General features: G+C 68.7%; 31 protein-coding genes. 11 read left to right on the top strand and 20 right to left on the bottom strand.

The window, feature by feature from the left end:
- Positions 1 to 153 precede the first annotated feature (153 nt).
- Genes AC1DGW_RS14675 through AC1DGW_RS14655 form a run of 5 tightly spaced genes read right to left on the bottom strand, consistent with a single transcriptional unit; the run spans position 154 to position 3,146 of the window.
- Entirely contained in the window at positions 154 to 639 is a 486-nt protein-coding gene (locus AC1DGW_RS14675) for a hypothetical protein (RefSeq protein ID WP_478024340.1), read from the bottom strand.
- A gap of 44 nt (positions 640 to 683) precedes the next feature.
- On the bottom strand, positions 684 to 941 hold the full coding sequence (gene minE / locus AC1DGW_RS14670; protein WP_478024338.1) for a cell division topological specificity factor MinE: 258 nt from the start codon (positions 939 to 941) through the stop codon (positions 684 to 686).
- 2 nt (positions 942 to 943) lie between these two features.
- On the bottom strand, positions 944 to 1,753 hold the full coding sequence (minD, locus tag AC1DGW_RS14665; protein ID WP_478024335.1) for a septum site-determining protein MinD: 810 nt from the start codon (positions 1,751 to 1,753) through the stop codon (positions 944 to 946).
- Positions 1,754 to 1,789: 36 nt separating this feature from the next.
- A complete protein-coding gene (gene minC, locus AC1DGW_RS14660) occupies positions 1,790 to 2,554 on the bottom strand; it encodes a septum site-determining protein MinC (protein WP_478024333.1) in 765 nt (254 codons plus the stop codon).
- 1 nt (position 2,555) lies between these two features.
- Complete coding sequence (locus AC1DGW_RS14655; RefSeq protein WP_478024330.1) at positions 2,556 to 3,146, bottom strand: GNAT family N-acetyltransferase; 591 nt, start codon at positions 3,144 to 3,146, stop codon at positions 2,556 to 2,558.
- A gap of 147 nt (positions 3,147 to 3,293) precedes the next feature.
- Here AC1DGW_RS14655 and AC1DGW_RS14650 point away from each other — a divergent pair, with 147 nt between their 5' ends.
- From AC1DGW_RS14650 to AC1DGW_RS14630, 5 genes are all read left to right on the top strand, one after another.
- Positions 3,294 to 4,493, top strand: a complete 1,200-nt coding sequence (locus AC1DGW_RS14650) for a sensor histidine kinase (RefSeq protein ID WP_478024327.1) — start codon at positions 3,294 to 3,296, stop codon at positions 4,491 to 4,493.
- Positions 4,493 to 5,134, top strand: coding sequence for a response regulator (locus tag AC1DGW_RS14645; protein ID WP_055764345.1), 642 nt, complete (start codon positions 4,493 to 4,495; stop codon positions 5,132 to 5,134). The genes AC1DGW_RS14650 and AC1DGW_RS14645 overlap by 1 nt, the downstream gene beginning before the upstream one ends.
- Before the next feature lie 335 nt (positions 5,135 to 5,469).
- The gene (locus tag AC1DGW_RS14640) at positions 5,470 to 6,537 is read left to right on the top strand and encodes a polyketide cyclase (protein WP_478024324.1); all 1,068 of its coding nucleotides are present in this window, start codon (positions 5,470 to 5,472) and stop codon (positions 6,535 to 6,537) included.
- Positions 6,538 to 6,718: 181 nt separating this feature from the next.
- Positions 6,719 to 7,090, top strand: a complete 372-nt coding sequence (locus AC1DGW_RS14635; RefSeq protein WP_478024506.1) for a DUF423 domain-containing protein — start codon at positions 6,719 to 6,721, stop codon at positions 7,088 to 7,090.
- Between the two features lie 5 nt (positions 7,091 to 7,095).
- Positions 7,096 to 7,770, top strand: a complete 675-nt coding sequence (locus tag AC1DGW_RS14630) for a DNA-3-methyladenine glycosylase family protein (protein ID WP_478024321.1) — start codon at positions 7,096 to 7,098, stop codon at positions 7,768 to 7,770.
- Between the two features lie 3 nt (positions 7,771 to 7,773).
- On the opposite strand, the gene AC1DGW_RS14625 is transcribed toward AC1DGW_RS14630, so the two are convergent.
- Genes AC1DGW_RS14625 through AC1DGW_RS14585 form a run of 9 tightly spaced genes read right to left on the bottom strand, consistent with a single transcriptional unit; the run spans position 7,774 to position 13,119 of the window.
- Positions 7,774 to 8,097 carry a hypothetical protein gene (locus AC1DGW_RS14625; RefSeq protein ID WP_478024319.1) on the bottom strand — a complete coding sequence of 108 codons (324 nt, stop codon included), beginning with the start codon at positions 8,095 to 8,097 and terminating at the stop codon, positions 7,774 to 7,776.
- A complete protein-coding gene (locus AC1DGW_RS14620) occupies positions 8,094 to 8,894 on the bottom strand; it encodes a M15 family metallopeptidase (protein WP_478024317.1) in 801 nt (266 codons plus the stop codon). Before AC1DGW_RS14620 ends, AC1DGW_RS14625 begins: the two co-directional genes overlap by 4 nt.
- Positions 8,895 to 8,903: 9 nt before the next feature.
- Positions 8,904 to 9,467 carry a PH domain-containing protein gene (locus AC1DGW_RS14615; protein ID WP_478024314.1) on the bottom strand — a complete coding sequence of 188 codons (564 nt, stop codon included), beginning with the start codon at positions 9,465 to 9,467 and terminating at the stop codon, positions 8,904 to 8,906.
- A gap of 23 nt (positions 9,468 to 9,490) precedes the next feature.
- Positions 9,491 to 10,288 carry a CPBP family intramembrane glutamic endopeptidase gene (locus AC1DGW_RS14610; RefSeq protein ID WP_478024311.1) on the bottom strand — a complete coding sequence of 266 codons (798 nt, stop codon included), beginning with the start codon at positions 10,286 to 10,288 and terminating at the stop codon, positions 9,491 to 9,493.
- Positions 10,285 to 11,580: an alpha/beta hydrolase gene (locus tag AC1DGW_RS14605; RefSeq protein ID WP_478024307.1), complete on the bottom strand. Its 1,296-nt coding sequence runs from the start codon at positions 11,578 to 11,580 to the stop codon at positions 10,285 to 10,287. The genes AC1DGW_RS14610 and AC1DGW_RS14605 overlap by 4 nt, the downstream gene beginning before the upstream one ends.
- Position 11,581: 1 nt before the next feature.
- Positions 11,582 to 11,764 carry a DUF4177 domain-containing protein gene (locus tag AC1DGW_RS14600; protein ID WP_433852060.1) on the bottom strand — a complete coding sequence of 61 codons (183 nt, stop codon included), beginning with the start codon at positions 11,762 to 11,764 and terminating at the stop codon, positions 11,582 to 11,584.
- On the bottom strand, positions 11,761 to 11,943 hold the full coding sequence (locus AC1DGW_RS14595) for a type II toxin-antitoxin system antitoxin (RefSeq protein WP_478024301.1): 183 nt from the start codon (positions 11,941 to 11,943) through the stop codon (positions 11,761 to 11,763). Before AC1DGW_RS14595 ends, AC1DGW_RS14600 begins: the two co-directional genes overlap by 4 nt.
- A complete protein-coding gene (locus AC1DGW_RS14590; RefSeq protein WP_478024298.1) occupies positions 11,940 to 12,227 on the bottom strand; it encodes a hypothetical protein in 288 nt (95 codons plus the stop codon). The genes AC1DGW_RS14595 and AC1DGW_RS14590 overlap by 4 nt, the downstream gene beginning before the upstream one ends.
- Before the next feature lie 10 nt (positions 12,228 to 12,237).
- Positions 12,238 to 13,119, bottom strand: coding sequence for an SPFH domain-containing protein (locus tag AC1DGW_RS14585; protein ID WP_478024294.1), 882 nt, complete (start codon positions 13,117 to 13,119; stop codon positions 12,238 to 12,240).
- Between the two features lie 121 nt (positions 13,120 to 13,240).
- Here AC1DGW_RS14585 and purT point away from each other — a divergent pair, with 121 nt between their 5' ends.
- Complete coding sequence (gene purT / locus AC1DGW_RS14580) at positions 13,241 to 14,425, top strand: formate-dependent phosphoribosylglycinamide formyltransferase (RefSeq protein WP_478024291.1); 1,185 nt, start codon at positions 13,241 to 13,243, stop codon at positions 14,423 to 14,425.
- An 80-nt stretch (positions 14,426 to 14,505) separates the two neighbouring features.
- Here purT and AC1DGW_RS14575 read toward each other — a convergent pair whose 3' ends face one another.
- Together AC1DGW_RS14575 and AC1DGW_RS14570 are read right to left on the bottom strand one after the other, a co-directional pair.
- Positions 14,506 to 15,708, bottom strand: a complete 1,203-nt coding sequence (locus AC1DGW_RS14575; protein WP_478024289.1) for an endonuclease/exonuclease/phosphatase family protein — start codon at positions 15,706 to 15,708, stop codon at positions 14,506 to 14,508.
- A 50-nt stretch (positions 15,709 to 15,758) separates the two neighbouring features.
- A complete protein-coding gene (locus tag AC1DGW_RS14570) occupies positions 15,759 to 16,517 on the bottom strand; it encodes an arginyltransferase (RefSeq protein WP_478024287.1) in 759 nt (252 codons plus the stop codon).
- Between the two features lie 179 nt (positions 16,518 to 16,696).
- Between AC1DGW_RS14570 and AC1DGW_RS14565 the strand changes: the two genes are divergently transcribed.
- Positions 16,697 to 17,263: an EF-hand domain-containing protein gene (locus AC1DGW_RS14565; RefSeq protein ID WP_478024285.1), complete on the top strand. Its 567-nt coding sequence runs from the start codon at positions 16,697 to 16,699 to the stop codon at positions 17,261 to 17,263.
- Between the two features lie 76 nt (positions 17,264 to 17,339).
- On the opposite strand, the gene AC1DGW_RS14560 is transcribed toward AC1DGW_RS14565, so the two are convergent.
- The 4 genes from AC1DGW_RS14560 to AC1DGW_RS14545 form a co-directional block, all read right to left on the bottom strand.
- Positions 17,340 to 18,548: an RNA polymerase sigma factor gene (locus AC1DGW_RS14560; protein ID WP_478024282.1), complete on the bottom strand. Its 1,209-nt coding sequence runs from the start codon at positions 18,546 to 18,548 to the stop codon at positions 17,340 to 17,342.
- A 67-nt stretch (positions 18,549 to 18,615) separates the two neighbouring features.
- Entirely contained in the window at positions 18,616 to 19,134 is a 519-nt protein-coding gene (locus AC1DGW_RS14555; protein ID WP_478024280.1) for a putative signal transducing protein, read from the bottom strand.
- 2 nt (positions 19,135 to 19,136) lie between these two features.
- Complete coding sequence (gene tesB, locus AC1DGW_RS14550) at positions 19,137 to 20,036, bottom strand: acyl-CoA thioesterase II (RefSeq protein ID WP_478024278.1); 900 nt, start codon at positions 20,034 to 20,036, stop codon at positions 19,137 to 19,139.
- A gap of 154 nt (positions 20,037 to 20,190) precedes the next feature.
- Positions 20,191 to 20,973, bottom strand: a complete 783-nt coding sequence (locus tag AC1DGW_RS14545) for an enoyl-CoA hydratase/isomerase family protein (protein ID WP_478024275.1) — start codon at positions 20,971 to 20,973, stop codon at positions 20,191 to 20,193.
- A 37-nt stretch (positions 20,974 to 21,010) separates the two neighbouring features.
- Here AC1DGW_RS14545 and AC1DGW_RS14540 point away from each other — a divergent pair, with 37 nt between their 5' ends.
- From AC1DGW_RS14540 to AC1DGW_RS14525, 4 genes are all read left to right on the top strand, one after another.
- Positions 21,011 to 21,451 carry a copper chaperone PCu(A)C gene (locus tag AC1DGW_RS14540; protein WP_478024272.1) on the top strand — a complete coding sequence of 147 codons (441 nt, stop codon included), beginning with the start codon at positions 21,011 to 21,013 and terminating at the stop codon, positions 21,449 to 21,451.
- A gap of 212 nt (positions 21,452 to 21,663) precedes the next feature.
- A complete protein-coding gene (gltX, locus tag AC1DGW_RS14535; protein ID WP_478024269.1) occupies positions 21,664 to 23,067 on the top strand; it encodes a glutamate--tRNA ligase in 1,404 nt (467 codons plus the stop codon).
- Positions 23,068 to 23,083: 16 nt separating this feature from the next.
- Positions 23,084 to 23,572, top strand: a complete 489-nt coding sequence (locus tag AC1DGW_RS14530; protein WP_478024267.1) for a transcriptional repressor — start codon at positions 23,084 to 23,086, stop codon at positions 23,570 to 23,572.
- Between the two features lie 79 nt (positions 23,573 to 23,651).
- On the top strand, positions 23,652 to 23,891 hold the full coding sequence (locus AC1DGW_RS14525; protein WP_478024263.1) for a hypothetical protein: 240 nt from the start codon (positions 23,652 to 23,654) through the stop codon (positions 23,889 to 23,891).
- Positions 23,892 to 23,932 lie beyond the last annotated feature (41 nt).

Below are 23,932 nucleotides of genomic sequence, written 5' to 3'. Positions count from 1 at the left end.
CTTCAGTGCGCGATGAGGTTTTCCCGGGATTGCCCGATCGCGCACTGAAATGCGCTCCTGCAGTGTGATGCCTTGCGAGTGAAGTCCCACGGGGCAACCCCCGCCTCTACATTGCAGTGGCGTCCCTTCTCCCCAGGGGAGGGGGCTTTCTCTTTACGCCGGCAGCAGCCCGCGTTCGATCAGCCACTGTTTCGCGTCGTCGGCATCCTGCTCGAACCATGCCTGCGTCGAGCCGAGCCGATACGTATAGCCCCATGCATCCATGTCGGCCATCAGGCGCGCGCTGCCGACGCCGGGCAGTTGCCCGGCCAGCACGATCTGCAGGTAGCAGGTGGCGTCTTCTTCGGGCACCGAATCGGTGGCGTCGGTATGCACGAGCGCGCGCCGCTCGGGCGGCAGCACGATCAGGTGGCAGGCTTCGTGCAGCATCGAGTGCACCGGCGTGTCGGCGCGCACATGGACGTCGGTGGCGATGATGCCGGCCTCGGGTTCGCCCCAGTAGCTGCCGGGAATCTTCTGCCCGTCCTCGACCCGGTTCAGGCGCAGGCCGTGGCGGGCGAGCAGGGCGGCCGCGTCGTCCCAGGCGATATCGCCCACGCACAGGATGGCGGCGGGCTCGGTGGCGTGCGATATGGACATCGGCATGGGCAGCCGGGGCCGGCATGCGGCCCCGGGCACGGGAATCAGTTCTGCGGGCCTTCGGGCAGGGCCACGGAAATGTCGAGCACGTCGTGCTCGCCATCCTTGACAAGATCGACCTTGACCGCCTCGGCGTCGATGTTGACGTACTTCTTGATCACTTCCAGCAGCTCGCGCTGCAGCAGCGGCAAGTAGTCCGGGCCGCCGCGGGTGCTGCGTTCCTGGGCGATGATGATCTGCAGGCGGTTCTTGGCGGTCTCGGCCGTGCTCTTCTTGGCCTTGAAGATGTCGAAAAGTCCCATCGTCACCCTCCGAACAGCTTGCTGAAGAAGCCCTTCTTCTCCACGGAAATGAAGCGCATCGGGCGCTCCTCGCCAAGGATGCGGCCGACCGCGTCCTCATAGGCCTGGCCGGCCATGGATTCGGTGTCCAGGATCACCGGCTCGCCCTTGTTGGAGGCGTTGAGCACGTCGCCGGACTCGGGGATCACGCCGATGGCCTTCAGCCCCAGCACTTCCTCAACGTCGCTGATGCTGAGCATCTCGCCGCTTTCCACGCGCGAGGGGCTGTAGCGGGTCAGCAGCAGGAAGGCGGGCACGTTCTTGCCGGCCTCGGCGTTGGCGGTCTTGGAGTCGAGCAGGCCGATGATGCGGTCCGAGTCGCGCACCGAGGACACTTCCGGGTTCACCACGACCACGGCGCGGTCGGCGAAGTACATCGCCAGGAAGGCGCCCTTCTCGATGCCGGCTGGCGAGTCGCAGATGATGAAGTCGAAACCGTCGGCGGCCAGGTCCTTGAGCACCTTCTCCACGCCTTCCTTGTTCAGCGCATCCTTGTCGCGCGTCTGCGAGGCGGCCAGCACGTACAGGTTGTCGAAGCGCTTGTCCTTGATCAGGGCCTGCTTCAGCGTGGCCTCGCCATGGACGACGTTGACGAAGTCGTACACCACCCGGCGCTCGCAACCCATGATCAGGTCCAGGTTGCGCAGGCCGACGTCGAAGTCGATGACGGCGACCTTCTTGCCGCGGCGGGCCAGGCCGCACGCGAGGCTGGCGCTGGAGGTGGTCTTGCCGACGCCGCCCTTGCCGGAGGTGACTACGATGATTTCAGCCAAAGGATTTCTCCTGAATGTTCCGTGGTGGGCTGCGCGTCAATCCAGCGCAGCGATCATGATCTGGTCCTGTTCCAGCCAGACCTGCACGGCCTTGCCGCGCAGGTTGTCGGGAATATCGTCCAGCACCTTGTATCGTCCCGCAATCGCGACCAGTTCAGCGTGGAAGTCGCGGCAGAAGATACGGGCGCCGGTATTGCCCTGCGCGCCGGCGAGGGCGCGGCCACGCAGGGTACCGTAGATGTGGATGCTGCCGTCGGCGATCACCTCGGCGCCTGCACCCACCGTTGAGAGTACGGTCAGGTCGCCGTTCTCGGCATACAGCTGCTGGCCCGAGCGCACGGCACCCAGTTGCATGCGGCCGGGCTGAGCGGAGGGAGCCGCGGGCGCTGGCGCCGGTTCGGGCGCGCGGCGTGCCGGTGCGGGGGGCGGCGTCGGCGTGGCGGCGGGCGCGGCCTCGGCACGCTCGTACTGGGCGCGGAACTTGGCCAGCAGCGGCAGCCCGAGCTGGACGGAAAGCTGTTCGACTTCCGTGGTGCCATAGGCCAGCGCCACCGGCAGCACGCCGGCATCGCGCAGCCCGTCCAGCAGCGCCTGGGCGGTGGCGTGGTCGGGAACGCGGCTCAGGCCGCCGAAGTCGAGGATGACCGCGGCGCGCCCGAACAACTTGGGCGCGCGCGCCACGCGCTCGCGCATTTCCTGTACCAGCCGTTCCACATCGAGGGTGCGGATGCGCAGGTTGGCGATGCCTACCTGCCCGATCTTCAGTTCGCCTGCCTGTTCGTAATCCGGATTCACTGCCATCTCAGGTTCCCGTCGGCCGTTGCTGCATGGGCCGGCGTGTGTGGCCCACCCATGGAACGTCGGGCAGGTTGTCGCCATAGGTTTCCTTCACCCATTCGTAGCTGCACAGGTCCTTGAGCAGCATGCTGGCGCGCACGTCCACTTCGGGCATGGTGTTCTGCCCGACCTCGCGGAAGCCGAAGCTGCCATGGAACAGCAGCGCGGCGTCGGCGCCGTGGTCCAGGAACACCTCGCAGGCCATCTGCGGGTAGCGGAGCTCGGCGTAGCTCTGGGCGTCGGCATAGAACGCGCGGCCGACGCCACCGCCGCGGCGGCGGCTGGCGACCACGATGCGGTCGATATAGAAGAAGCTGGGGTAGCGCTGCTGGAACCAGGCGAAATTGCAGCTGTCGTGCTCGCTGTCGCTGCCGTAGCCGACCAGGAAACCGGCCATGTTGCCGTCACGCTCGGCGACGCGGAAATATTCGGCGGTTTCGTAGAAGCGGCGGATCTTGGCGGCATCCAGCGGCAGGATGGCCAGGCCGGCGTTGTTGTTCAGTGCCAGGACGGAATCGAGCTCGTGCTCGCGCACGTCGCGGATGACGATCGACATTGTGACTCCGTGGGTGAAACGGTCGGCCCCGAGTGAGGAGTGGGGCTGGCCGGCGATTATCGCATGGCCGGCCGGACCGGGCGAGCACTGGCCGGGCATGACTTCCGTGGGAGGGCGCAAACGCTCCGCGCTCCTTACCATGCACGCATGTTGGGATATCTAAGCCATACCCGCGTCCTGCGCCTGGCCGGCCTGTTCACCTGGGGCCTGGTCAGCCTGCCGCTGCTCTATACCCAGTACGCGCCGGCCGAAGGCGAGCTGCCGCCGAGCCTGGGCGAGGCGACCTGGCTGCTGGCCGCCTACCTGTCGTTCGGCGGCTGCTACTTCTGGCTGACCCGTGGGCTGAGCGCCGGCGGTCACACCAGCTGGTACGACCGGCTGGCGCTGCTGGTGCTGACCCTGTCGGGGCTGGCGGTGAGCTACCTGAGCGTCACCGGGCTGGGCAGCATCCTGCTGATGGTCGCGGCTGGGGTGATTCCCTGGTTGCTGAGCCGGCGGGTCGGCATCGTCTGGCTGGTGCTCAGCCAGTTGGCGGTGCTGCCGGTCTACAACCTGATCCTGGGGCTGCCGCTGTTCGAGGCGCTCCTGCAGTCGCTGCTGTACGCCGGGTTCTCGATGTTCATCTTCGTGACCAGCCTGGTGGCGCGGCAACAGACCCAGGCCCGCGAAGAGCAACGCCGGCTCAACGCCGAGCTGCGTGCCACCCGCCTGCTGCTGGCCGAGAGCGCCCGCGTCAACGAGCGCACCCGCATCTCGCGCGAACTGCACGACCTGCTCGGCCACCACCTGACCGCGCTGAGCCTGAACCTGGAAGTGGCCGGCCATATCACCGAGGGCCAGGCGCAGGAGCACGTGCGCCAGGCGCATACCCTGGCCAAGCTGCTGCTCACCGACGTGCGCGAGGCGGTCAGCCAGCTGCGCGAGAGCGGCGCGATCGACCTGGCCGCGGCGTTGCGGCCGCTGGCCGAGCGGGTGCCTTCGCTCGAAATCCACCTGGACATGGACGACCCGCTGAGCGTGGAAGACCCCGAGCGCGCCCATGTGCTGCTGCGCTGCACCCAGGAAGTCATCACCAACGCGGTGCGCCATGCCGGCGCCCGCAACCTGTGGATCCGGGTCGAGCGCAGCCGCGAGCGGATCGTGATCGACGCCCGCGACGACGGCGTCGGTGGCGAGGTGGAGGACATCCTGCCCGGCAACGGGCTGCGCGGCATGCGCGAGCGCCTGGCGCAATATGGCGGCGAACTGGACGTGTCGGCACGGCGTGGCGAAGGCTTCCACCTTCGCGCCTCGCTGCCGGTGGCAACCAATATGATGCTGGCCTCCGGGCCGCAAGGAGTGAACTGATGATCCGCGTCTGTCTGGTCGATGACCAAACCCTGGTACGGCAGGGCATCCGTTCGCTGCTGGCGCTGGATGACGGCATCGAGGTGGTGGCCGAGGCCACCGACGGCCGACAGGCCGTGGAGATGATCCCGCAGGTGGCGCCGGATGTGGTGCTGATGGACATGCGCATGCCGGTGATGTCCGGCCTGGAGGCGCTGCAGACCCTGTCGCGGCTGGGGCAACTGCCGCCGGCGATCATCCTGACCACCTTCGACGACGACCAGCTGGTGCTGGCCGGGCTCAAGGCCGGCGCCAAGGGCTATCTGCTCAAGGACGTGACCCTGGAGCAGCTGGTCGGGGCGATTCGCACCGTGGCCGATGGCGGCTCGCTGGTGCAGCCGGCGGTGACCCAGCGCCTGCTGTCGGGGCTGGAGCACATGCGCAACGAGTTCGTCAGCCTTGACCGGCCGGACCCGCTGACCGACCGCGAGACCGAGATCCTGCGGCTGATGGCCAGCGGCTTCTCCAACAAGGAGATCGCCAATTCGCTGGGCGTGGCCGAGGGCACCATCAAGAACCACGTCTCCAACATCCTGAGCAAACTGGGCGTGCGCGACCGCACCCGGGCGGTGCTCAAGGCGTTCGAGCTGCAGCTGGTGTGAGCGGCGGGCCATACGGTCATGTCCGGTGGCAGGCACCGGCCGGGCAGCCGACATGGCGGAACCTGCTTTCGAATGAATCTCATGGAATGACTGGTGCGAAGGCCGCCAGTGGAGGGAAAATGCTCCGAGCCGGACCCCTCGCCATCCAGGCCATCGCGTGACATCGTGGATGGCCGCGGAGGCCGAGGGGGTGCCCTTTACGGCCTTCGGCCCGCATGCCTGCACCGGACATGGAAACCGGTGCGCCAAATCCGTCAACAACCTGCGCAAAGCCTGATAGGATGGGGGCTTCGCTTCATCAACCCGGCCGTGGGATCGGCCCCGGAGACTCCTGAATGACCCGTATTATCGAGTTCCTGATCGCCTTGGGGATCGTGGCTGGCCTGTTCGTCCTCATTGGCGTGTGCCTGCCGGGCGAGCGCCATATTTCCGAAAGCATCGAAACCAACCGCAAGATGACGATCGTGTACGACACGGTCAACAGCCTGCGCCGCTTCAAGGACTGGAACCCGCTGGTGCTGCGTGACAAGGGCATCGAGCTGAAGTACAGCGGCCCGGACGCCGGCAAGGGCGCCCGCATGGACTTCAGCTCCAAGGAGCTGGGCTCGGGCAGCTGGGAGATCACCGACAGCGAGCAGAACAAGCGCGTCGCGATCGCCATCCAGGACGCCACCAAGGGCAAGGACAAGGTCACCACCTTCACCCTGGAGCCGACGGGCAAGAACGACCGCAACGTCAAGATCACCCAGGACTACACCGTCGACTATGGCTTCGACCTGTTCGGCCGCTACGCCGGCCTGTACGTCAGCCGCCACATCGGCGACGACCTGAAGCTGGGCCTGTCGCGCCTGGCCAACATGCTCGCCTCGGTGCCGAACGTCGACTACCGCGCCGCCGAAGCCCCGCTGACCGACCTGAAGGTCGTGGACGTGCCGGCCGAAGAGCTGCTGGTGGTCAACGCCGGCAACATCGACCGCAGCAACGAGAGCATCCGCAAGTCGATCCAGGACAACCAGGAGTGGATCAAGCGTGCGATGGAAGCCAACGGCCTTGAGGCTGCCGGCCCGGTGCGCATCGTGACCACCGACTTCGGCGCCGAGAAGTACGCGTTCGACGTGGCCCAGCCGGTCCGCAAGGCCGGTGCCGCGGCCGACGCCAAGCTCGAGGTGAAGATCCCGTCCGGCAACCCGGTCACCTACGTGCATGCCGATGCGCATCGCTCGGCGTTCGCGTCCTACACCGGCCACATGGCGGGCCTGGATGTCGCACGCAACGCGCTGCGCGCCTGGGCGACCACCGCCGGTTACGAAGTGATCGACCGTCCGTACGAATCGTGGAAGGGTGGCGTGGACAAGGCCTTCACCACCGACGGCACCTACGACGTGTACTGGTCGGTCAAGTAACCGGCCCGTCGCGGAAAGAATGAAGTGATGCACAGAAAACGCGCCGCCTTCAGCGGCGCGTTTTTTGTTGCCTCTTCCCTGCCTGGCGACAAGCGGACGCGCGTCCAGGCAGGCGATGCGATCAGCGTCCGGGCGATCATGGGCCACGCTGCGGTGGCCGACCAACCGGGGGGGGATGATGATGCTGGGACTGGAACGGAGGGTGCGCAAACCCTCGCTGCTGGCGTTCTGCGGGGCGCTGCTGGCGGCATCGGCGGTGGGATTGTCGGCCTATGCTTCGCATGCGGTGAGCGATCCGCTGGCGCAATCCCATCTCGATACCGCCGCGTTGTATGCCTTCGGCCATGGCGCCGTGCTGGCGGTGCTCGGCCCGGCGTCGTTGAACGCGGCCGGGCGCACGGCGCTCTATGTGCTGCTGCTGGGTGTTCTACTGTTCTCAGGTAGCGTGGCTGGCGGCGCGCTGGGGCTGTGGCCGACACGCCTGGCACCGGCCGGCGGGACCGCGCTGATGGCCGGCTGGGTGCTGTTGGCGCTCAGCGCGCTGAGGCGGTAAGCCCGATGCCCCGACATCCGCGTGGTTTCGACGTGGAGCAGGCGCTGGCGCACCTGCAGCGCCGCGACCGGCGCCTGGCCGGCTGGATCCGGCGCGTCGGCCCGCTGGAGGCGCCAACGGGATGGCGGCGTCCATTCGATCCGGTCGATGCGCTGGCGCGCGCCATCCTGTTCCAGCAGCTCAGCGGCAAGGCGGCTTCGACCATCGTCGGGCGGGTGGAGGCAGCGATCGGCAGCCCGCGCCTGCATGCCGATACGTTGGCCCGCATCGACGACACCGACCTGCGCGCCTGCGGCGTGTCCGGCAACAAGGCGCTGGCGCTGCGCGATCTGGCGCGGCGCGAGCAGGCCGGGGAAATTCCCTCGACCCGGCAGATGGCCTGGATGCACCACGACGCCATCGTCGAGGCGTTGGTGCCGATCCGCGGCATCGGCCGCTGGACGGTGGAGATGATGCTCATGTTCCGGCTCGGCCGGCCCGACATCCTGCCGATCGACGACCTGGGCATCCGCAAGGGCGCGCAGCGGATCGATGGTGGCGAGACGATGCCCACGCCGCGCGAGTTGCAGGCCCGCGGCGAGTGCTGGGGGCCGTACCGTACCTGGGCCAGCCTCTACCTGTGGCGGATCGCCGATTTCGCCGAGGCCGGCGGCGCGAAGACCAACCGCTCGCAGGATTGAGCGTCAGCCCGGATAGGGGCAATGGACCACGGGCATGAGCAACAGGGCGATGCGAGCCGCCAGCCCCATCAGCAACAGTGTCGGCAGCAGCCATCGGATCACCCGCCAGTCCACGGCGAGGGTGATGGCGAGCGTGACCAGCAGCAGGCCGCCCAGTGCGATCAGCGCGGATACGAACAGGTAGCCGCCGCCACAGCCCATGAGGCCGGAAAGCGAGTAGAAGCTGATGCCCGCCAGCAGGGCGGCGATCCCCGTCGTGATGATCGCCAGGATCCGCGCGGCGAGCCGGCGCGGATTCCCGGGCGACGGCACCGGTGGTCCGTTCACCGGGGGGCGCCGACGAAGCACCAGTGCCACGGCTCGTAGACGATGCCGTGCGGGTTGTCGCGCGGGTAGCTCATGCGGAAGCCGAAGTCGCCGGCTTTTGCCTGCAGCCAGGCGAAGGCAGGGGTGCGTTCGAACGATTCTTCCGCAGGCGGTTCGCCGGGTGTGCCGATGTCCAGCGCGTTGCCGCCATGATGTTCGCTGTAGCCGGGTGCCGCATTGACGGTGAGGATCTCCGCCACGCTGAGGCCGCGCGCGCGTTTGCGCTCGAAGATGCCCAGTTGATAGTCGTGGCTGCGGTAGCCGGAGATCGCATCCAGCGCGATGCCGTCGGTCGCGGCGGCATCGCGCAGGCGTTGCCAGGCGTGCGCGGCGGCGCGGGTCAGCCACAGGGCGCGGCGATAGCGGTCCAGGCCGGCGAAGGACAGGCACGAAGGCTCGGCGATCAGGGCCAGGCCACTGCTGTCGGCATAGCTTTCGTCCAGGCCGAGGTAGTGCAGACGTTCGTTGAGGCGATCCAGCGGCAGCGGCGTTTCCGTGGGCGGGCCGCGCCGGAGCCGCGGGTCGTCCAGGCGCTGCAGCGCCGCTTCGACGCCGGGTTCGCGGGCCAGGCGCTCGACCATCGGCATCAGCCCTTCCGGCAGCAGCGCCGCCAGATAGCGGCCGTCACGCTTGCGGCGCACTACCGCGCGCGCGCGCGCGAGCAGGCGCGCGTCGTGGCTGCTGCGTGCGCGCAGCAGGCCGCCGGGCCACAGTTCGACGTCGGGGGTATTGAGCAGCAGGCGTGGAGCAGGGCGCATGCGGCCAGCTTAATCGCGGTGGCCGATACCGGCCAGTTGTTCCAGTTGCTGCAGCAGCTGCCGCGGTTGTTCGGGGCTGAGCAGTACCAGGCTGCCGTCGCGCAGCGGCAGCGCCAGCACGCGGCTGCTGTCGGTGATCAGGCAGAACGCCTTGCCGCCATCGCGCATGCGGAAGTGGCCGGAGCGGAAGCCCGGCAGGCTGTAGCCATTGGTCTTGATCGCCGGCTTCAGCTCCCCGTGTTCGGCCAGGTCGACGATGCGCGCGCGCTCCAGCCGCATCGCGCTGACGGCCACGGTCCTGGTATAGAACGTGGAGCGGATGACCAGACCGCCGCCATCGAGCGTGATGCGCCGGCGCAGGTAGGCCAGACTCACTATCACGCCGGTCAGCGACACCAGTGCCGGGCCCAGCCAGGCGCGGGCGCTCGCCAGATACGTCACTCCCTTGTTGCCGAGCATCAAGGCCAGCGGCAGCCCGATCGCCGCCAGCAGGATTGCCCACAGGATCACCATCGGCACGCCGGTTGGCGGGGCGACCGGGTAGTTCTTCGGGGCTTGCGTTGCGGTTGGCATGGCTCGGGTTCCTCCGGGAAACGTCATGGCGCACCGGTCCCCAGCAGGGGCGCCAGCACGTGCAGCACGATGTCGGCGCTGAAATGGGCGAGCATCGCCATCTCCAGCCCGCGCCGCCAGTACAACCAGCCGCAGACGATGCCGACCAGGGCGTTCAGGGTGAGGGTGCGCAGCACGACCACGGCATCCAGCCCCCAGATGTGCGCGGCGGCAGGCAGGTGGCCGACGCCGAACAGCACGGCAGCCAGCACGATGGCGATGTGGAAGCCCGTATCGCCCGGCATGCGTCGGCGAAGGCGGGCCACGACCCACAGCATCAGTGTCATCAGGAACAGCCGCAGCTGCAGTTCTTCGGCGATGCCGCCGTAGAACGAGGCCAGCAGGCCATTGAGTGCCGACGAGCCGGCAGGCGTGGGCTGCGGCGGATTGAGCATCGCCGGCAGCCACGGATCGATCCATTGCGCGCACAGCAGCACGACCATGCCCGACACGCCGCCGAGCAGGATGGCCTGCAGCGGCACGGGGCGCTGCGCGCTGCTGTTTTCGCCGCCGCACCAGCGCTGTAGCAGTGGTGCGCCCAGGCCGAGCCGGTGGCCCATGCGCAGGCCCAGCAGCGACAGCACGCCAAGCAGCACGAAGGCCTGCAGCGATTGTGCGATCACCAGTACCGGCAGGGGCAGCGGAATGCGCGCCAGCTTTTCCGGCATGAGCTGCAGCAGGTAGGGGAACAGTCCGGCCGTGGCGAGCGCCGCGGCCAGCGCGAGCACGCTGGCCATCTTCAGGTCGATCTTCCACGACGGCGTGGCCGCGTGCGGATTCACGGCTGTGCCTTCACCCAGTGCGCGATGTCGTCGATCAGCGTGGTATCGACATGGCCAGGCTTCCTGTATTCGTCCGGCGTCCCCTTGCCCTCGCCGGCGATACCGAGGTGGTTGAGCGAGGGATGGAGATGGAAGCTGTAGCGCGGTCCCTGCAGCCCTTGTTTCCAGCGTTGCCAGTCGGTATCGATCACCTGGAAGTCGCGGCCGCCCTGCAACAGCAGCACCGGCAGCGTGCTGTCGCGCGCGTCGGCGACGGGATCGACCTGTTCCAGCTGCTGCCAATAGCGGCCGGGCAGTTCCAGCAGCCTGGCCTCGGGGTCCTGGCGGACCTTGGCGATGGCCGCGTCCAGCGCATCCAGGTGCGCCTGCTCCTCGGTGCTGATGCTGCCGTCGAGGTTGGCCATGTAGCGGTTCTGTTCGCCCAGCAGATCGAGGATCGGGCGCGCGGGCGCGGCCAGCAGGATCAGGCCCGCCACTTTGCCCTGGCTGTTCCTGGCGATGCGGCCGGCGAGCAGTCCGCCCTGGCTGTGGCCAAGAACGTAGATGTGCCGGTGGTCGATGCCGGCATTGCCGGCCAGCGCCGCAACAGCCGCGACGGCATCGTCGGTGGTCTCGCCGTCGACGTCGATGCCGTCGCGGAAATCCTGCGGCCGCGCCTGCGTGCGCTTGTCGTAGCGCAGCGAGGCGATGCCCTGCGTGGCGAGGCCGCGCGCGATGTCGAGGAACGGACGGTTGGCGCCGATGGTCTCATCGCGGTCCTGTGGCCCCGATCCATGCACCAGCACCACCGCCGGGAACGGTCCCTTGCCCTTGGGCAGGGTCAGCGTGCCCGGCAGCCCCGGCTTGCCCGAGACCGGCGCGGGCAGGGTGATGGTCTGCTCGGTGACGGCGGCATCGGTGACCGGCGGGGGCGGCGGCGGTGGCGCCGGCTGCACCAGGAAGCCGGCGACGCGGTCGTCCTGGTCCAGCACCACCCGCGCCTGCAGGCCGCCGTGCGCGTACTCCAGTGGAACGACGACGATGCGGAAGCCATCGGCCTGGCTGGTTTCCGCCGCGCCACGCTTGCCGGCCGCACCCATCTGCGCGGGCAGCGACCCCCACACGGCCTTGAGTTTTTCGGCGGGTACGGCGGCCTTCATCTGTGGTGCGAACATGGCTTCGGCGGCGGCGTACTGGCCGGCGTCCAACTGGTCGAGCAGGCGCGTGGCCAGGGCGACGGGAGAATCGGCGGCCGATGCGGTGGCCGCGACCGCGATCGCCGCGCTGGCGATCCATGCCTGCAGGCGTTTCATCTCAGGCTTCCCTCTTGAACAGCAGGGTCGGCGAGGAGTAGCCGGGCATGGAGTGCACCACGTTGACCAGTTCCCAGCCGAGCCGGCCCTGCTTGTCCAGTTCCTCCTGCAGGGTTTCCATCTTGAAACCACCGAATACGCTGGTGTCCACTTTGACGACGAGATACTTCCACTGCTTATTCATGGTTCTTCCTCGCTGGATTGGTTCTTCGGTGCGGGCAGCCGCCCGGCCTTGCGCAGGGCGTCGCGTATCACGTACTCGATCTGCGCGTTGAGGCTGCGCAGCTCGTCGTCGGCCCAGCGCTGTGCCGCCGCCAGCACGTCGGCGTTGATGCGCAGCGGGTAGGCCTTCTTCTCGCTCACTGCCGTTTCGTCCCCGCCGGTGCGCGGCGCAGGTGCAGGACCAGCGCGACGCCCAGCGCGTTGACGGCCACCACCAGCGCGATCACCACGGCATGGGTGGCCATGCGGTTGCCGGCGGCCAGGTACAGGGCGATGGCGCCGACGAACAGGCTCAACCCGATCAGCGCCCAGCGCAGCCCCAGGCCGCGCGCGTGCGGGCTGCCGTCACGGCTGCTCCAGGCGGCGATGCCCAGGGCCGGCAGACCGGTGAGGGCGATGATCAGCGGGGCGAGTACATCATTCATCCGGAGTGCCTCAGTACAGCGAACCGGTATTGACCACCGGCTGGGTACCGCGGTCCGAGCACAGCACGGTGAGCAGGTTGCCGACCATCTGCGCCTTGCGTTCTTCGTCCAGCTGCACCACGCCGCTCTTCTGCAGTTCGGCCAGCGCCATCTCGACCATGCCCACCGCGCCGGCGACGATGCGCTGGCGCGCGGCGATCACCGCGTTGGCCTGCTGCCGCTGCAGCATCGCCTGGGCGATTTCCGGGGCGTAGGCGAGGTGGCTGATGCGCGCGTCGAGCACCTGCACGCCGGCATCGGCCAGGCGCTCGGCCAGTTCGTCCTTCAGGTGCTGGGAGATCTCGCTGGCATGGCTGCGCAGCGAGAGCTGCCCTTCCTCATGCTGGTCGTAGGGGTAGCTGGTGGCCATCGCGCGCAGCGCCGACTCGGACTGGATGTGCACGAAGCTCTCGTAGTCGTCGACGTTGTAGACGGCCTCGGAGGCATCCACCACCTGCCACACGATCACCGCGGCGATCTCGATGGGCGAGCCGTCCAGTTCGTTGACCTTGAGCTTGCCGCTCTCGAAGTTGCGCACGCGCTGGCTGACCTTCTTCTTGGTGAAGAAGGGGTTGTTCCAGCGCAGGCCGTTGTCCTTGACCGTGCCCACGTACTTGCCGAACAGGCTCAGCACCGCGGCCTGGTTGGGCTGGATCATGTACAGGCCGCTGCTGAGGAGCAGGCCGGCGAGCAGCAGCACGATGCCGCTCCCGGCCATCACGCCACCGCCGCCGCTGCCGGATTTGGCGAGTACCACCGCGTAGACCAGGGCGGCGACGCCGGCCAGCATCAGGACGAGCGAGCCGAGCAGGGTAGGGATACCGGGCAGGGAACCGATGGACTTCTCTTTCATGGCACGTCTTCCGTGGTGGTTGGATGGAAAGATATCAAATTGATATCAGGTTGCAAGTGCCGGCTGACCGAGGGGGGATGGCTAGAATGTGCGGCCCTTCCTCCCTGCCTGGACCTGCCCGATGACGACGCTCGGTACCCCGCTGTCTCCTTCCGCCACCCGCGTGCTGCTGCTCGGTTCGGGCGAACTGGGCAAGGAAGTGGCGATCGAACTGCAGCGCTTCGGGGTGGAAGTCATCGCCGTGGACCGCTATGCGGACGCGCCGGCGATGCAGGTCGCGCACCGCAGCCACGTCATCGACATGCTCGACCCGGCGGCGCTGCGCGCGGTGATCGCGCAGGAACAGCCGCATCTGGTGGTGCCCGAGATCGAGGCCATCCATACCCAGACCCTGGTGGAACTGGAAGCCGCGCAGGGCCTGCGGGTGATCCCCACCGCGCGCGCCGCGCGCCTGACCATGGACCGCGAAGGCATCCGCCGGCTCGCCGCCGAGACGCTGGGCGTGCCGACATCGCCCTACCGCTTCGTCGATACCGAGGCCGAATACCGCGACGCGGTGGCCGCCATCGGCCTGCCGTGCGTGGTCAAACCGGTGATGTCGTCCTCGGGCAAGGGCCAGAGCACCGTGCGCGGCGTCGCCGACATCGGGCCGGCCTGGGACTACGCGCAGACCGGCGGCCGCACCGGTGCCGGGCGCTGCATCGTCGAAGGCTTCATCGATTTCGACTACGAGATCACCCTGCTGACCGTGCGTCACGCCGGCGGTACTTCGTTCTGCGATCCGATCGGCCACCTGCAGAAGGACGGGGACTACCGCGAAAGCTGGCAGCCGCAGCCGATGTCGGCCAAGGCGCTGGAACGCGCGCAGGACGTGGCGCGCGCCATCGCCGACGATCTCGGCGGCTGGGGCGTGTTCGGCATGGAGTTCTTCGTGAAGGGCGACGACGTGTGGTTCAGCGAAGTCAGCCCGCGCCCGCACGACACCGGGCTGGTGACACTGGCCTCGCAGGAACTGAGCGAATTCGCGCTGCACGCGCGCGCCATCCTCGGCCTGCCGGTTCCGACCATCCGCCACCATGGCCCGGCGGCTTCGTGCGCGATGCTGGCGCAGGGCAGTGGCGTGCCGTTCTTCAGCGGCGTCGATGCCGCGCTGCGCGCGCCGGATACCGCGCTGCGCCTGTTCGGCAAGCCGGTGGTGCAGGGCCAGCGCCGCGTCGGCGTCACCCTGGCGCGCGCCGCGGACGTGGACCAGGCCCGCGCCATCGCCCGCGAGGCGGCTGCGGCCATCGGCATCGAACTGCGCTGACCGGCTCCTGCAGGTGTAATGAAAAACGCCGGCGATCGCCGGCGTTCTTCGTTATGACCTTCGTTGCGTTGCGTGCAGCCTCAGCGCACGTCCACCCACACCAGATGATGGTCGCTGCCGTCGGCGATCGCCGCTTCCGGGCTGCCGTCGGCCGGCCAGAACACCCCGCCTTCGACGTAGCTGAAACCGGTCGAGGGCAGCACGTAGTCCAGCCGCATCGTGCCCGAGCGCGGGCCGAAGTCGCCGGTGGCGTGCTGCGGTGCGCCGCGCCGTACGATGCCCTTTGCCGCATAGGCCAGGCTGGTCTGCTCGCCGCCGATGCTGGTCGGGGTCGGGTAGCGCAGCACGCGCGGGTGTTCGAGCAGTTCGAGGATGGCATCGTGGCGGCCATCGCCGTCCACCGGGTCGTTGTTGAGGTCGCCGACGATGACGAAACGCGCATCCGCCGCCAGCCCGCCGCAGCGGCCCTGGTCGTCGCACAGCCACGGCGTGTCGCCGCCGTCGAGATATTCCTTCCACAGCCGCAGCTCGTCATGGTTGCGCGCGGCGTTGCGCTTTTCCCTGCCATCGAACACTGGCGGCGTCGGGTGCGAGGCGAGCACGTGCACCGTGCCCAGCGGCGTGCGCACCGGCACGTCCCAATGCGATTTGGACGAAAGCCGCAGCTGCGACCAGACCGCGTCGTTCCAGAACGGCTTGCCGGTCTGCGGGTCGAGCGGGCGGATCGCGCCGGGCATGGCGCTCCACTTCAGCAACTGGAAGCTGCGCACGGCCGCGGTGTCGATCGGGTACTTCGACAGCACCAGCATGCCGTACTGGCCCGGGTGCAGGCCGTAGCCCCATGCGTCGTTGCCGCGTTCGCGCCCCTTGCCGCCGACCGTGCCGTTGTTGTCCAGGTCCAGTCCGCTGGGTACGCCGGTGTTGACCGGGGCCAGGTAACGATAGGGATAGCGCAGCGCCTGGCCGCCGCCGGCCTGCGGCGTTTCCAGATAGCGTTGCTGGAACAGGTCGGCGGCGCGATGGGCGTCGTCAAAATCGAATTCGTTGAGCAGCACCAGGTCCGGGCGGACCCGCTGCAGCACCGCCGCGATCTTGCGCGCGTGCGCGCTGTCACCTTCGAGTTCGTGGATCAGGCCACCGGCGTCGTCCGAGTACAGCGAGGTGTTGTAGGTCGCCAGCCGCAGCTGCGCGGTGGCGGTGGGCGTGTCCGTAGCGGTGGGGACGGTGCTGGTGCAGGCGGCGCAGAGCATCGTCAGGGCCAGGAGCAGGGAGTGTCTGTTCATGGCGGCATTCTCGCATCCGGATGATGAAGACGGGATGGCAGCGGCGCCGCCTATGGGGGCGCGTCGTCACTCATGTCCGCGTCGAGCCAGCGCCTGCCATCGAAACATTCCAGCGGCCGGTAGCGGCGCTTGTAGTCCATCTTGCGGTGGCCGTCGATCCAGTAGCCCAGGTACAGATGGGGAAGGCGGTTGCGCCGCGCCCAGTCGATCTGCTGCAGGATCGCGTAGGTGCCCAGGCCGCGCGCGCGTTCGTCCGGATCGAAGAACGTATAGACCGCCGACAAGCCCAGCGGGGTGACATCGGTGACGGCGACCGCCAGCAGCCGGCCGCGCCGGCCATCGCTGCCCGCGGTGCGGATTTCGAGGAAGCGCCCATGCGACCAGCCGCCGATCAGGAACTGGTCGAACTCGTGCGGACCGTGGTCGTCCATGCCGCCCTTGGCGTGGCGCGCGGCGAGGTAGCGCCGGTACAGCGCGAACTGCTCGTCGGTGCGCTCGGCCGGCAGCACGCGGCATTCGAGATCGTCGTTGCGTGCCAGGCAGCGGCGTTGGCTGCGGTCGGGCGTGAAGCGCTCCACCGGCACCCGCACCGGCATGCAGGCGCGGCACTGCTGGCAGTGCGGCCGGTAGACCAGGTCGCCGGAGCGGCGGAAGCCCCAGCCCAGCGCCATCGGGTACAACTCACCGAGCCGGCTGTCCTGCGGATCGAGCACGAGATCGCGCGCGCGCCGCTCGGGGAAATAGCCGCAGGGGTGTTCGCCGGTCTGGAACAGGCGCAGTTCTTCGTTGGAGTCGCCGTGCAGGGCCATGGCGACAGCATAACGGCCGGTAGTCTCAATTCCTGTGGCGGACCCGGCGGATTGCGCGTGGGCGGCCTGTCTGCGCCATGAACACATCCGCATCGGCGTCAACGCATGCGGCCGGCGGGCGTTGATTACCCCGAGGCCGCAGATGATGCGTCCGATCTTCCACCACCGGAGCCAGACCCATGACCCACCGCAAACCCCTGATCCTGCTGGCCGTGCTGATGGCCGCCTCCGCCACCGGCGTCGCCTTGGCTGCACCCGCATCCGCGCAGAAAGCGGCCCCGGCGCGGCTGGACGCCAATGGCGATGGCGTGATCGACCGCCAGGAGGCTGCCGCCAACCCGCGCCTGGCGCAGCGTTTCGACGAACTGGACAAGAACAAGGACGGCAAGCTGTCGCGCGATGAGATGCCGCGCTGGCATGCCCGTGGCGGCGACGGCCACCGCGGCATGGGGCGCCACCATCGCGGGCACGGTGGCCAGGGCTTCCTGCGGATGATGGACAGCAACCACGACGGCCGCGTCAGCGCCGCCGAGTACCAGGCCTTCTTCGAGCGCATGGACGTCAACAAGGACGGCTTCATCGACCAGGCAGACCGCGAAGCGCGCGCCAAGCAGCGCCGCGAGGAATGGTTCCGCAATGCCGACACCGACAAGGACGGCAAGCTGAGCCCGGCCGAACTGGAGGCCGCGCGCGCCAGGATGGGATCGCACGGGCCGCGCCCGATGCAGGCGCCGGCGGCGAAGTAACCCACACGCAGTGGCCGATCGAAGAACGCCCCGCCAGCAGGCGGGGCGTTCTTCTTTATGGTCGTTGGGTCCGCCGTCAGCGCTTGAGCAGCACGAACAGCACCGCGGCGATGACCAGCGCACTGGAAACGATCACCGCGCTGCGGCCGAACAGGCTGTTGTACACACGACTGGGACCGCTGCGGCCGTGGCGGGCGGCGTCGCGGGCGAGCATCGGTCCCATGATCCGCGGCAGCGTCACCAGGTACTGGTAGTTGATCGCGCACATGCCCAGCGCCAGCGTCGCCAGCGACGTGACCAGGCCCAGTTGCAGCACCACGACCAGCAGCGTGCTGCCGCAGAACACGGCGGCGGTGGTGGTGTGCAGACGCATGAAATGCTGGACCTGGGCGCGCTCGGCCGATGACTCGGCGTAGCGCAGCAGGTACAGCCCGCCCAGCCAGGCGGCCGCGGTGCCGCCGATCGTGGCGCCGAGCGCCAGGCCGAAGTGGAAGCCGTCGGCCATCAGCGTATTGACGAGCATGCCCAATGAGCCGCCTGCCGCCCCGCCGCCCACGGCGGTGGCGCCCATGCCGCCGGCACCGAGCTTGCCGGCGCCGGCAAGGCCGGCGGTGCTGCCGATGACCACGGCGCTGGCGGTACCCGGCGCGGCCACCATCAGCAGCGAGCCGATCGCCGCGGCGAACGCGGTACCCGGCGCACTGCAGCGCGCGAATTCGCCGAAGCGGCTCAGCATTTCCTCGCGCACCGTGGCGCGCGCGCGCGACAGGCGCTTGCGCACCGCTGCGTCGCTCAATCCCAGCAGCGCGGCGACCTGCTGCGAGCTCTGGCCTTCGCGGTAGAACAGCAGCAGCGCTTCGCGGCTGTCCTCGGGCAGGGCGGAGATGATTTCCTCGGCGGCCAGTTCTTCCTCCACGCGTGCCATCGCCTCGGCGGCGCCGGGCGTGGGGTCGGCGGCCATGCCGATGGCGATCTCGGCGGCCTCGCCGCTGAGCGGGCGGTTGCGGTTGGCGCGCAGCCAGTCGCGGGCCAGGTTGCGGGTGATCTGCCGCAGCCAGGGCAGGAAGCTGGCGGTGTTGTTGAGCTGGTTGAGCTGCTGCCAGGCCTTGATGAAGGCTTCCTGGGCGATGTCCTCGCTGGCCTGCACGTCGCGGGTGATGGCCAGCGCGATGGCGGTCACCGTGTTCTGGCAGGCCACCACGATGCGACCGTAGGACTGCGCGCAGCCGCCGCGGGCGGCGGGCAGTTCGTGGTGCAGCAGGGATTCGAGCGTGGTGGCGGTCATGGGCGGCTCCCGGTGGTCTGCAGGACAGGACGGAGGCCGCCGGCCGATGTGACCGCCACGTCGCGGATCAGGGTTTCGGCGGCGGAGCCGGGGCGGGCGCTGGATCGCGGGGCTGGATGCGCACGCGGAAGCCGTCCTCGCTGTCCTGGCCCGGTCCGGGCTGTACCTGCGGGGCCGGCGTGGACGGCGGCGCCTGTGTGCCGCGATGGCGCAGCATGATCACCAGCGCCACGCCGGCGATCACCACCAGCAGGGCGATGCGGATGCGCCACGCCCAGCCGCGGCTGCCGGACGGCGCCGGCACATCGCGGAAGGCGTACTCGGCGACCGGATGGTCGCGGCGGGTGGTATCGAGCAGGCGCGCGTCGCGCAGGATCTCGCGCGCCCGCGGCTGGTCGTCGGCGCGCACCACCCAGACCGTCGGCAGCTGCTCGTCCTTCTTCCGGTCCAGGTAACTGAACTGGCCGCGGCGCTTGCTGTGGTACGAACGGCCGTTGGTCAGCCGCACTTCGATGCCGGCCGCACGCAGCATGTTGGCCACGCCTTCGGCGTTCTCCACGCGCTGGCTGGTGAAGATCTTGCGCATGCTTATTCCTTGCTGCCTTCGCCGGCGGCCGGCGGCGCGACGCGGATCAGCCCTTCCTGCGCGGTGCTGGCCACCAGCACCCCTTCGCGGGTGAAGAACTGGCCGCGTGCCAGGCCGCGCGCATCCTGCGCGCTGGGGCTGTCGAGCGAGTACAGCAGCCAGTCGTCCACGCGGAACGGGCGGTGGAACCAGATGGCGTGGTCGAGCGAGGCCATCTGCACGTGCGGCTGGTAGTAGCTGATGCCGTGCGGGAAGGTGGCGGTGCCCAGCAGGTGGAAATCCGAGGCGTAGGCAAGCAACGCCTGGTGCAGTTCCGGCGCGTCGCCGACGCGCTCGTTCAGGCGCATCCACACCTGGTGGTAAGGCGGGCGCTTGGGCGGGTTGAGTTCGTCGCGGGGGTACACATGGCGGAACTCGAACGGGCCGCCGCGCGAGAGCCAGCGCTGTACCTTCACCGGCAGGCGCTCCAGCACCTCCGGCGGCAGCGGGCGGTTGGGCTCGATGTCTTCCGGTTGCGGCACTTCGGGCATCTTGTGCTGGTGCTCGGCGCCGTGTTCGGCCTGCTGAAACGAGGCCGCGCAGAAGAAGATCACCTTGCCGTGCTGGATCGCGGTGACCCGGCGTACCGAGAAGCTGCCACCGTCGCGGGTGCGGTCCACGTCGTAGATGATCGGGTGGTCGATATTGCCGGCGCGCAGGAAATAGGCGTGCAGTGAATGCACGTGGCGGCCGTTGTCGATGGTGGCCTGGGCAGCGGCCAGCGCCTGGCCCAGTACCTGCCCGCCGAACACGTACTTGGTGCCGATGTCGCGGCTCTGGCCCCGGAACAGGTTGTCCTCCAGCCGCTCCAGCGACAGCAGGTCGATCAGTTCGGGTACCACGGGGTCGGCGTTGGAGGACAAGACGGCGGGCCTGGGTTTCGACAGGCGGCGATTATAGCGGGCAGGGCCAGGCGGCCATGCCGCCAAGCGTGAACCGGCAGGAGCGCACTTCAGTGCGCGAGGAGCTTCACCGGGAAAGCCCCCTCGCGCACTGAAGTGCGCTCCTACCCGAGGATCAGGCCTTGCCCAGCTTTGCGGCCAGCGCCTGCAGCGCGGCCTGCGCATCGGCCGAATACCAGGCTTCGACGAAACGCTCCAGCTGGATGTGCTGCGGCTGCATGGCTTCGTGCAGGTCGGCGCGGGCGATGGCGCGGGTCTGCAGCATCGGCTGGCGCGGCAGTTTCAGCTGCGCCTGCAGCCAGGCGATGGCCTGCGCGGCCACGCCGGCGGCGCCGTCGGCCAGTTCGTCCACCAGCCCGATCTCCAGCGCGCGCTCGGCGCTGACCAGTTGGCCGCCGGCCAGCAGCACGCCGGCGCGGTGCATGCCGACCACGCGCCGCATCAGCCGCTGGATGCCTTCCGGCGCGACCAGCCCCACCTGCACTTCGTTCAGGCCGATCACATAGGGCCTGGCCGGATCGACGCTGCGCGCCATCACCCGGTAGTCGCAGCACAGCGCCAGCACGCAGCCGCCGGCCGGCGAATGCCCGGTCAGCGCGGCCACGACGGGAATGCGGCTTTCGGCCAGCGTGCGCGCCGCGCCGAAGAAGGCCTGCCAGCTGTCCATCAGCCGTTGCCGGTCTTCGCCGTGGCGCAGCAGGTAGGGCACGTCCATGCCGCCGGTGAATACGCGCTCGCTGCCGGACAGCACCACACCCTGCACGTCATCGGCCATGGCCTGGTTCATCGCAGCGATGAGCGCGCGGCACAGTTCGGTATCCAGCGCGTTGACCGGCGGGCGCGCCAGCCGCAGTTCGCGGATGGAGCCGTGGTTGATCGTGTCGATGAGCGTTGTCATGCTGCGGCCTCGAATACGGCAGGGAGTCGATGGTCCGATGATAACCAAACCATTCGCGTGCGTACTGTTGGCGGCGGCGAGCTTCGCGGCGACTGTCACCGCGCAGGCGGCCGAATCCACCTGCGTGCGCCTGACCGAGGGCTGGATCCGCTTCCCGGCGATGGCGCACATGGCCGGCGGTTTCGGCCGCATCGACAATGCCTGCAAGGCGGACGTGGCAGTAACCTCGGTGCGCAGCGCGGCGTTCAAGGACGTGTCCCTGCACGAGACCACCCTGGTCGATGGCGTCAGCCGCATGCGCGAGGTCGAGCGCTTGCCGGTGGCGGCGGGGAAGAGCGCCGAGCTCAAGCCCGGCGGCCTGCACCTGATGTTGATGGACGGAACTGCGCCGCTGCAGGAAGGGCAGCGCGTGCCGCTGTCGCTGGGCCTGTCCGACGGCACCGAGGTGCGGGGCGAACTGGTGGTGCGCAAGCCCTGATTTCTTTCCTTCCCTCCGGGGCGAAGGCAGGGTGCCTGTGCGGGCCGCTGGCTCCGGCGTACGTGAACGCACGGCGCACCGGGCCGGGACAGGGCGGCGTTGAACCGGCCCGGGGCAGCATTCCGTCCCCTGCGCCAACGCCTCCTGCCCAGGAAGAGAGGCTGGTCGCGCCTTCGCGGTAAAATGCGCCGATTCCCACTTCCGCGCCCGTCATGACCGTCCGCACCCGCTTCGCCCCCAGTCCCACCGGCTACCTGCACATCGGTGGCGCCCGCACCGCGCTGTACTGCTGGCTGGAAGCCCGCCACCGTGGCGGCGAATTCGTGCTGCGCATCGAGGACACCGACCGCGAGCGCAGTACCCAGGCGGCGATCGACGCCATCCTGGAGGCGATGGAATGGCTGGGCCTGGACTACGACGAGGGCCCGATCTACCAGACCGACCGTGTCACCCGCTACAGGGAAGTGGCCGAGCAGCTGATCGCATCGGGCAAGGCGTACTACGCTTACGAGACGAAGGAAGAACTGGACGCCATGCGCGAGGCCGCGATGGCGAAGCAGGAGAAGCCGCGCTACAACGGCGCCGCGCGCGACCTGGCCCTGCCGTACAGGGACGACCCGAACCGCGTCATCCGCTTCAGGAACCCGCTGGAAGGCACGGTGGTGTTCGATGACCTGATCAAGGGCCGCATCGAGATCGCCAACAGCGAGCTCGACGACATGGTCATCTTCCGCCCGGACGGCTACCCCACCTATAACTTCGCGGTGGTGGTGGACGACTGGGACATGGGCATCACCGAGGTCATCCGCGGCGACGACCACATCAACAACACCCCGCGCCAGATCAACCTGTACGAAGGCATCGGCGCGCCGGTGCCGAAGTTCGGCCACATGCCGATGATCCTCGACGAGCAGGGCGCCAAGCTGTCCAAGCGCACCGGCGCGGCCGACGTGATGCAGTACAAGGACGCCGGTTACCTGCCCGACGCACTGCTGAGTTACCTGGCGCGCCTGGGCTGGTCGCATGGCGACCAGGAACTGTTCGGCCGCCAGGAGCTGATCGACCTGTTCGACGTGAAGAACTGCAATTCCAAGGCTTCGCGCCTGGACATGGCCAAGCTGGGTTGGGTCAACCAGCACTTCCTGAAGGCCGAGGAGCCGGCCAGCATCGTGCCGCACCTGGTCTACCAGCTGGAAAAGCTGGGCCTGGACGTGGCCGCCGGCCCGGCGCCGGTGGATGTGGTCATCGCCCTGCGCGAGCGCGTGCAGACCCTGAAGGAAATGGCCGAGAAGGCGGTGGTCTGGTACCAGCCGCTGACCGAATACGACGAAGCCGCGGTGGCCAAGCACTTCAAGGCCGGCGCCGAAGTGGCACTGGGCAAGGCCCGCGAGCTGCTGGCGGCATTGCCGCAGTGGAGCGCGGAGAGCGTCGGCGTCGCCCTGCACGATACCGCCGCCGCGCTGGAGATCGGCATGGGCAAGGTCGCCCAGCCGCTGCGCGTGGCCATCACCGGCACCCAGGTCAGCCCGGACATCTCGCATACGGTGTACCTGGCCGGCCGCGACGAAGCCTTGAAACGCATCGACGCCGCACTCATCAAGGTTGCGAAGGACTGATTCCGCCGAGGCCGACATGACCGAGCACGAGCACAGCTGTACCGCCCCCCACCACCACGTCGACGACGCGGCGGGCTTCATCGCGGTGGTCGAACGGGTGTGCCGCGAGCGCGGACTGCGGCTCACGCCGATCCGCGCCAACGTGCTGCGCTTGATCGCCGAGGCCGGCAAGCCGGTCAAGGCCTACGAACTGCTGGAGCTGGTGCGCGAAGGCAAGGGCGTGGGCGCCGACGCCCCGCCCACGGTGTACCGCGCGCTGGATTTCCTGATGGCCAATGGCTTCGTGCACAAGCTGTCCTCGGTCAATTCCTTCGTCGCCTGCCACCACCCCAGCAGCAACCAGCATTCGGTGCCGTTCCTGATCTGCGACCGCTGCCACAGCGCGGTGGAGCTGGAGGACCGCGACATCGTCCGCCAGCTCGAAACGCGCGCCCGCGAGCTGGGTTTCAAGCCGCAGGCGCAGACGCTTGAGGTGCATGGCCTGTGCGCGGACTGCGCCGGGTGAGCGAAGGCCGGACGGTGGGGGCATGGCGCACCGTCGGCATCAGTTGACTGCGATGAGGGTTTCCCCGCGAAGCCTGCGCATGCTGTGGGGTTCGACGGCCGCCGCCGTGGTGCTGTGGATCGCCTGCTTCGTCGTATTTTCCGACTCGTGCCTCAGCCTGGGCGGCGCCGGTTCCGTCTGCCGGAGCATGTCCGACTACCCCGAGTCCCTGCCGATCGCGGCGATCACCGGCGCGGCGCTGCTGATCCCGGTGATCGCCATCCTGGGACTGGCGGCGCTGGCAACCACCTTCCTGGCGAGGCGGAAGCCACGGACCTGACGTTCCTGCTTGTCGCCAGGTACCGCCCGCCGACCTGGGGC

The organism is Stenotrophomonas sp. 05N423 (assembly GCF_056397145.1).
This window is presented reverse-complemented; position numbering and strand designations above follow the sequence as displayed.

Bases quoted from the DNA above. Each gene is read 5' to 3' on its own strand.
- AC1DGW_RS14675 (WP_478024340.1), bottom strand. From the start codon at position 639: ATGTCCATATCGCACGCCACCGAGCCCGCCGCCATCCTGTGCGTGGGC.
- minE (WP_478024338.1), bottom strand. From the start codon at position 941: ATGGGACTTTTCGACATCTTCAAGGCCAAGAAGAGCACGGCCGAGACC.
- minC (WP_478024333.1), bottom strand. From the start codon at position 2,554: ATGGCAGTGAATCCGGATTACGAACAGGCAGGCGAACTGAAGATCGGG.
- AC1DGW_RS14655 (WP_478024330.1), bottom strand. From the start codon at position 3,146: ATGTCGATCGTCATCCGCGACGTGCGCGAGCACGAGCTCGATTCCGTC.
- AC1DGW_RS14650 (WP_478024327.1), top strand. From the start codon at position 3,294: ATGTTGGGATATCTAAGCCATACCCGCGTCCTGCGCCTGGCCGGCCTG.
- AC1DGW_RS14645 (WP_055764345.1), top strand. From the start codon at position 4,493: ATGATCCGCGTCTGTCTGGTCGATGACCAAACCCTGGTACGGCAGGGC.
- AC1DGW_RS14640 (WP_478024324.1), top strand. From the start codon at position 5,470: ATGACCCGTATTATCGAGTTCCTGATCGCCTTGGGGATCGTGGCTGGC.
- AC1DGW_RS14635 (WP_478024506.1), top strand. From the start codon at position 6,719: ATGCTGGGACTGGAACGGAGGGTGCGCAAACCCTCGCTGCTGGCGTTC.
- AC1DGW_RS14630 (WP_478024321.1), top strand. From the start codon at position 7,096: ATGCCCCGACATCCGCGTGGTTTCGACGTGGAGCAGGCGCTGGCGCAC.
- AC1DGW_RS14620 (WP_478024317.1), bottom strand. From the start codon at position 8,894: ATGCGCCCTGCTCCACGCCTGCTGCTCAATACCCCCGACGTCGAACTG.
- AC1DGW_RS14615 (WP_478024314.1), bottom strand. From the start codon at position 9,467: ATGCCAACCGCAACGCAAGCCCCGAAGAACTACCCGGTCGCCCCGCCA.
- AC1DGW_RS14605 (WP_478024307.1), bottom strand. From the start codon at position 11,580: ATGAAACGCCTGCAGGCATGGATCGCCAGCGCGGCGATCGCGGTCGCG.
- AC1DGW_RS14600 (WP_433852060.1), bottom strand. From the start codon at position 11,764: ATGAATAAGCAGTGGAAGTATCTCGTCGTCAAAGTGGACACCAGCGTA.
- AC1DGW_RS14590 (WP_478024298.1), bottom strand. From the start codon at position 12,227: ATGAATGATGTACTCGCCCCGCTGATCATCGCCCTCACCGGTCTGCCG.
- AC1DGW_RS14585 (WP_478024294.1), bottom strand. From the start codon at position 13,119: ATGAAAGAGAAGTCCATCGGTTCCCTGCCCGGTATCCCTACCCTGCTC.
- purT (WP_478024291.1), top strand. From the start codon at position 13,241: ATGACGACGCTCGGTACCCCGCTGTCTCCTTCCGCCACCCGCGTGCTG.
- AC1DGW_RS14575 (WP_478024289.1), bottom strand. From the start codon at position 15,708: ATGAACAGACACTCCCTGCTCCTGGCCCTGACGATGCTCTGCGCCGCC.
- AC1DGW_RS14570 (WP_478024287.1), bottom strand. From the start codon at position 16,517: ATGGCCCTGCACGGCGACTCCAACGAAGAACTGCGCCTGTTCCAGACC.
- AC1DGW_RS14565 (WP_478024285.1), top strand. From the start codon at position 16,697: ATGACCCACCGCAAACCCCTGATCCTGCTGGCCGTGCTGATGGCCGCC.
- AC1DGW_RS14560 (WP_478024282.1), bottom strand. From the start codon at position 18,548: ATGACCGCCACCACGCTCGAATCCCTGCTGCACCACGAACTGCCCGCC.
- AC1DGW_RS14555 (WP_478024280.1), bottom strand. From the start codon at position 19,134: ATGCGCAAGATCTTCACCAGCCAGCGCGTGGAGAACGCCGAAGGCGTG.
- AC1DGW_RS14545 (WP_478024275.1), bottom strand. From the start codon at position 20,973: ATGACAACGCTCATCGACACGATCAACCACGGCTCCATCCGCGAACTG.
- AC1DGW_RS14540 (WP_478024272.1), top strand. From the start codon at position 21,011: ATGATAACCAAACCATTCGCGTGCGTACTGTTGGCGGCGGCGAGCTTC.
- gltX (WP_478024269.1), top strand. From the start codon at position 21,664: ATGACCGTCCGCACCCGCTTCGCCCCCAGTCCCACCGGCTACCTGCAC.
- AC1DGW_RS14530 (WP_478024267.1), top strand. From the start codon at position 23,084: ATGACCGAGCACGAGCACAGCTGTACCGCCCCCCACCACCACGTCGAC.
- AC1DGW_RS14525 (WP_478024263.1), top strand. From the start codon at position 23,652: ATGCTGTGGGGTTCGACGGCCGCCGCCGTGGTGCTGTGGATCGCCTGC.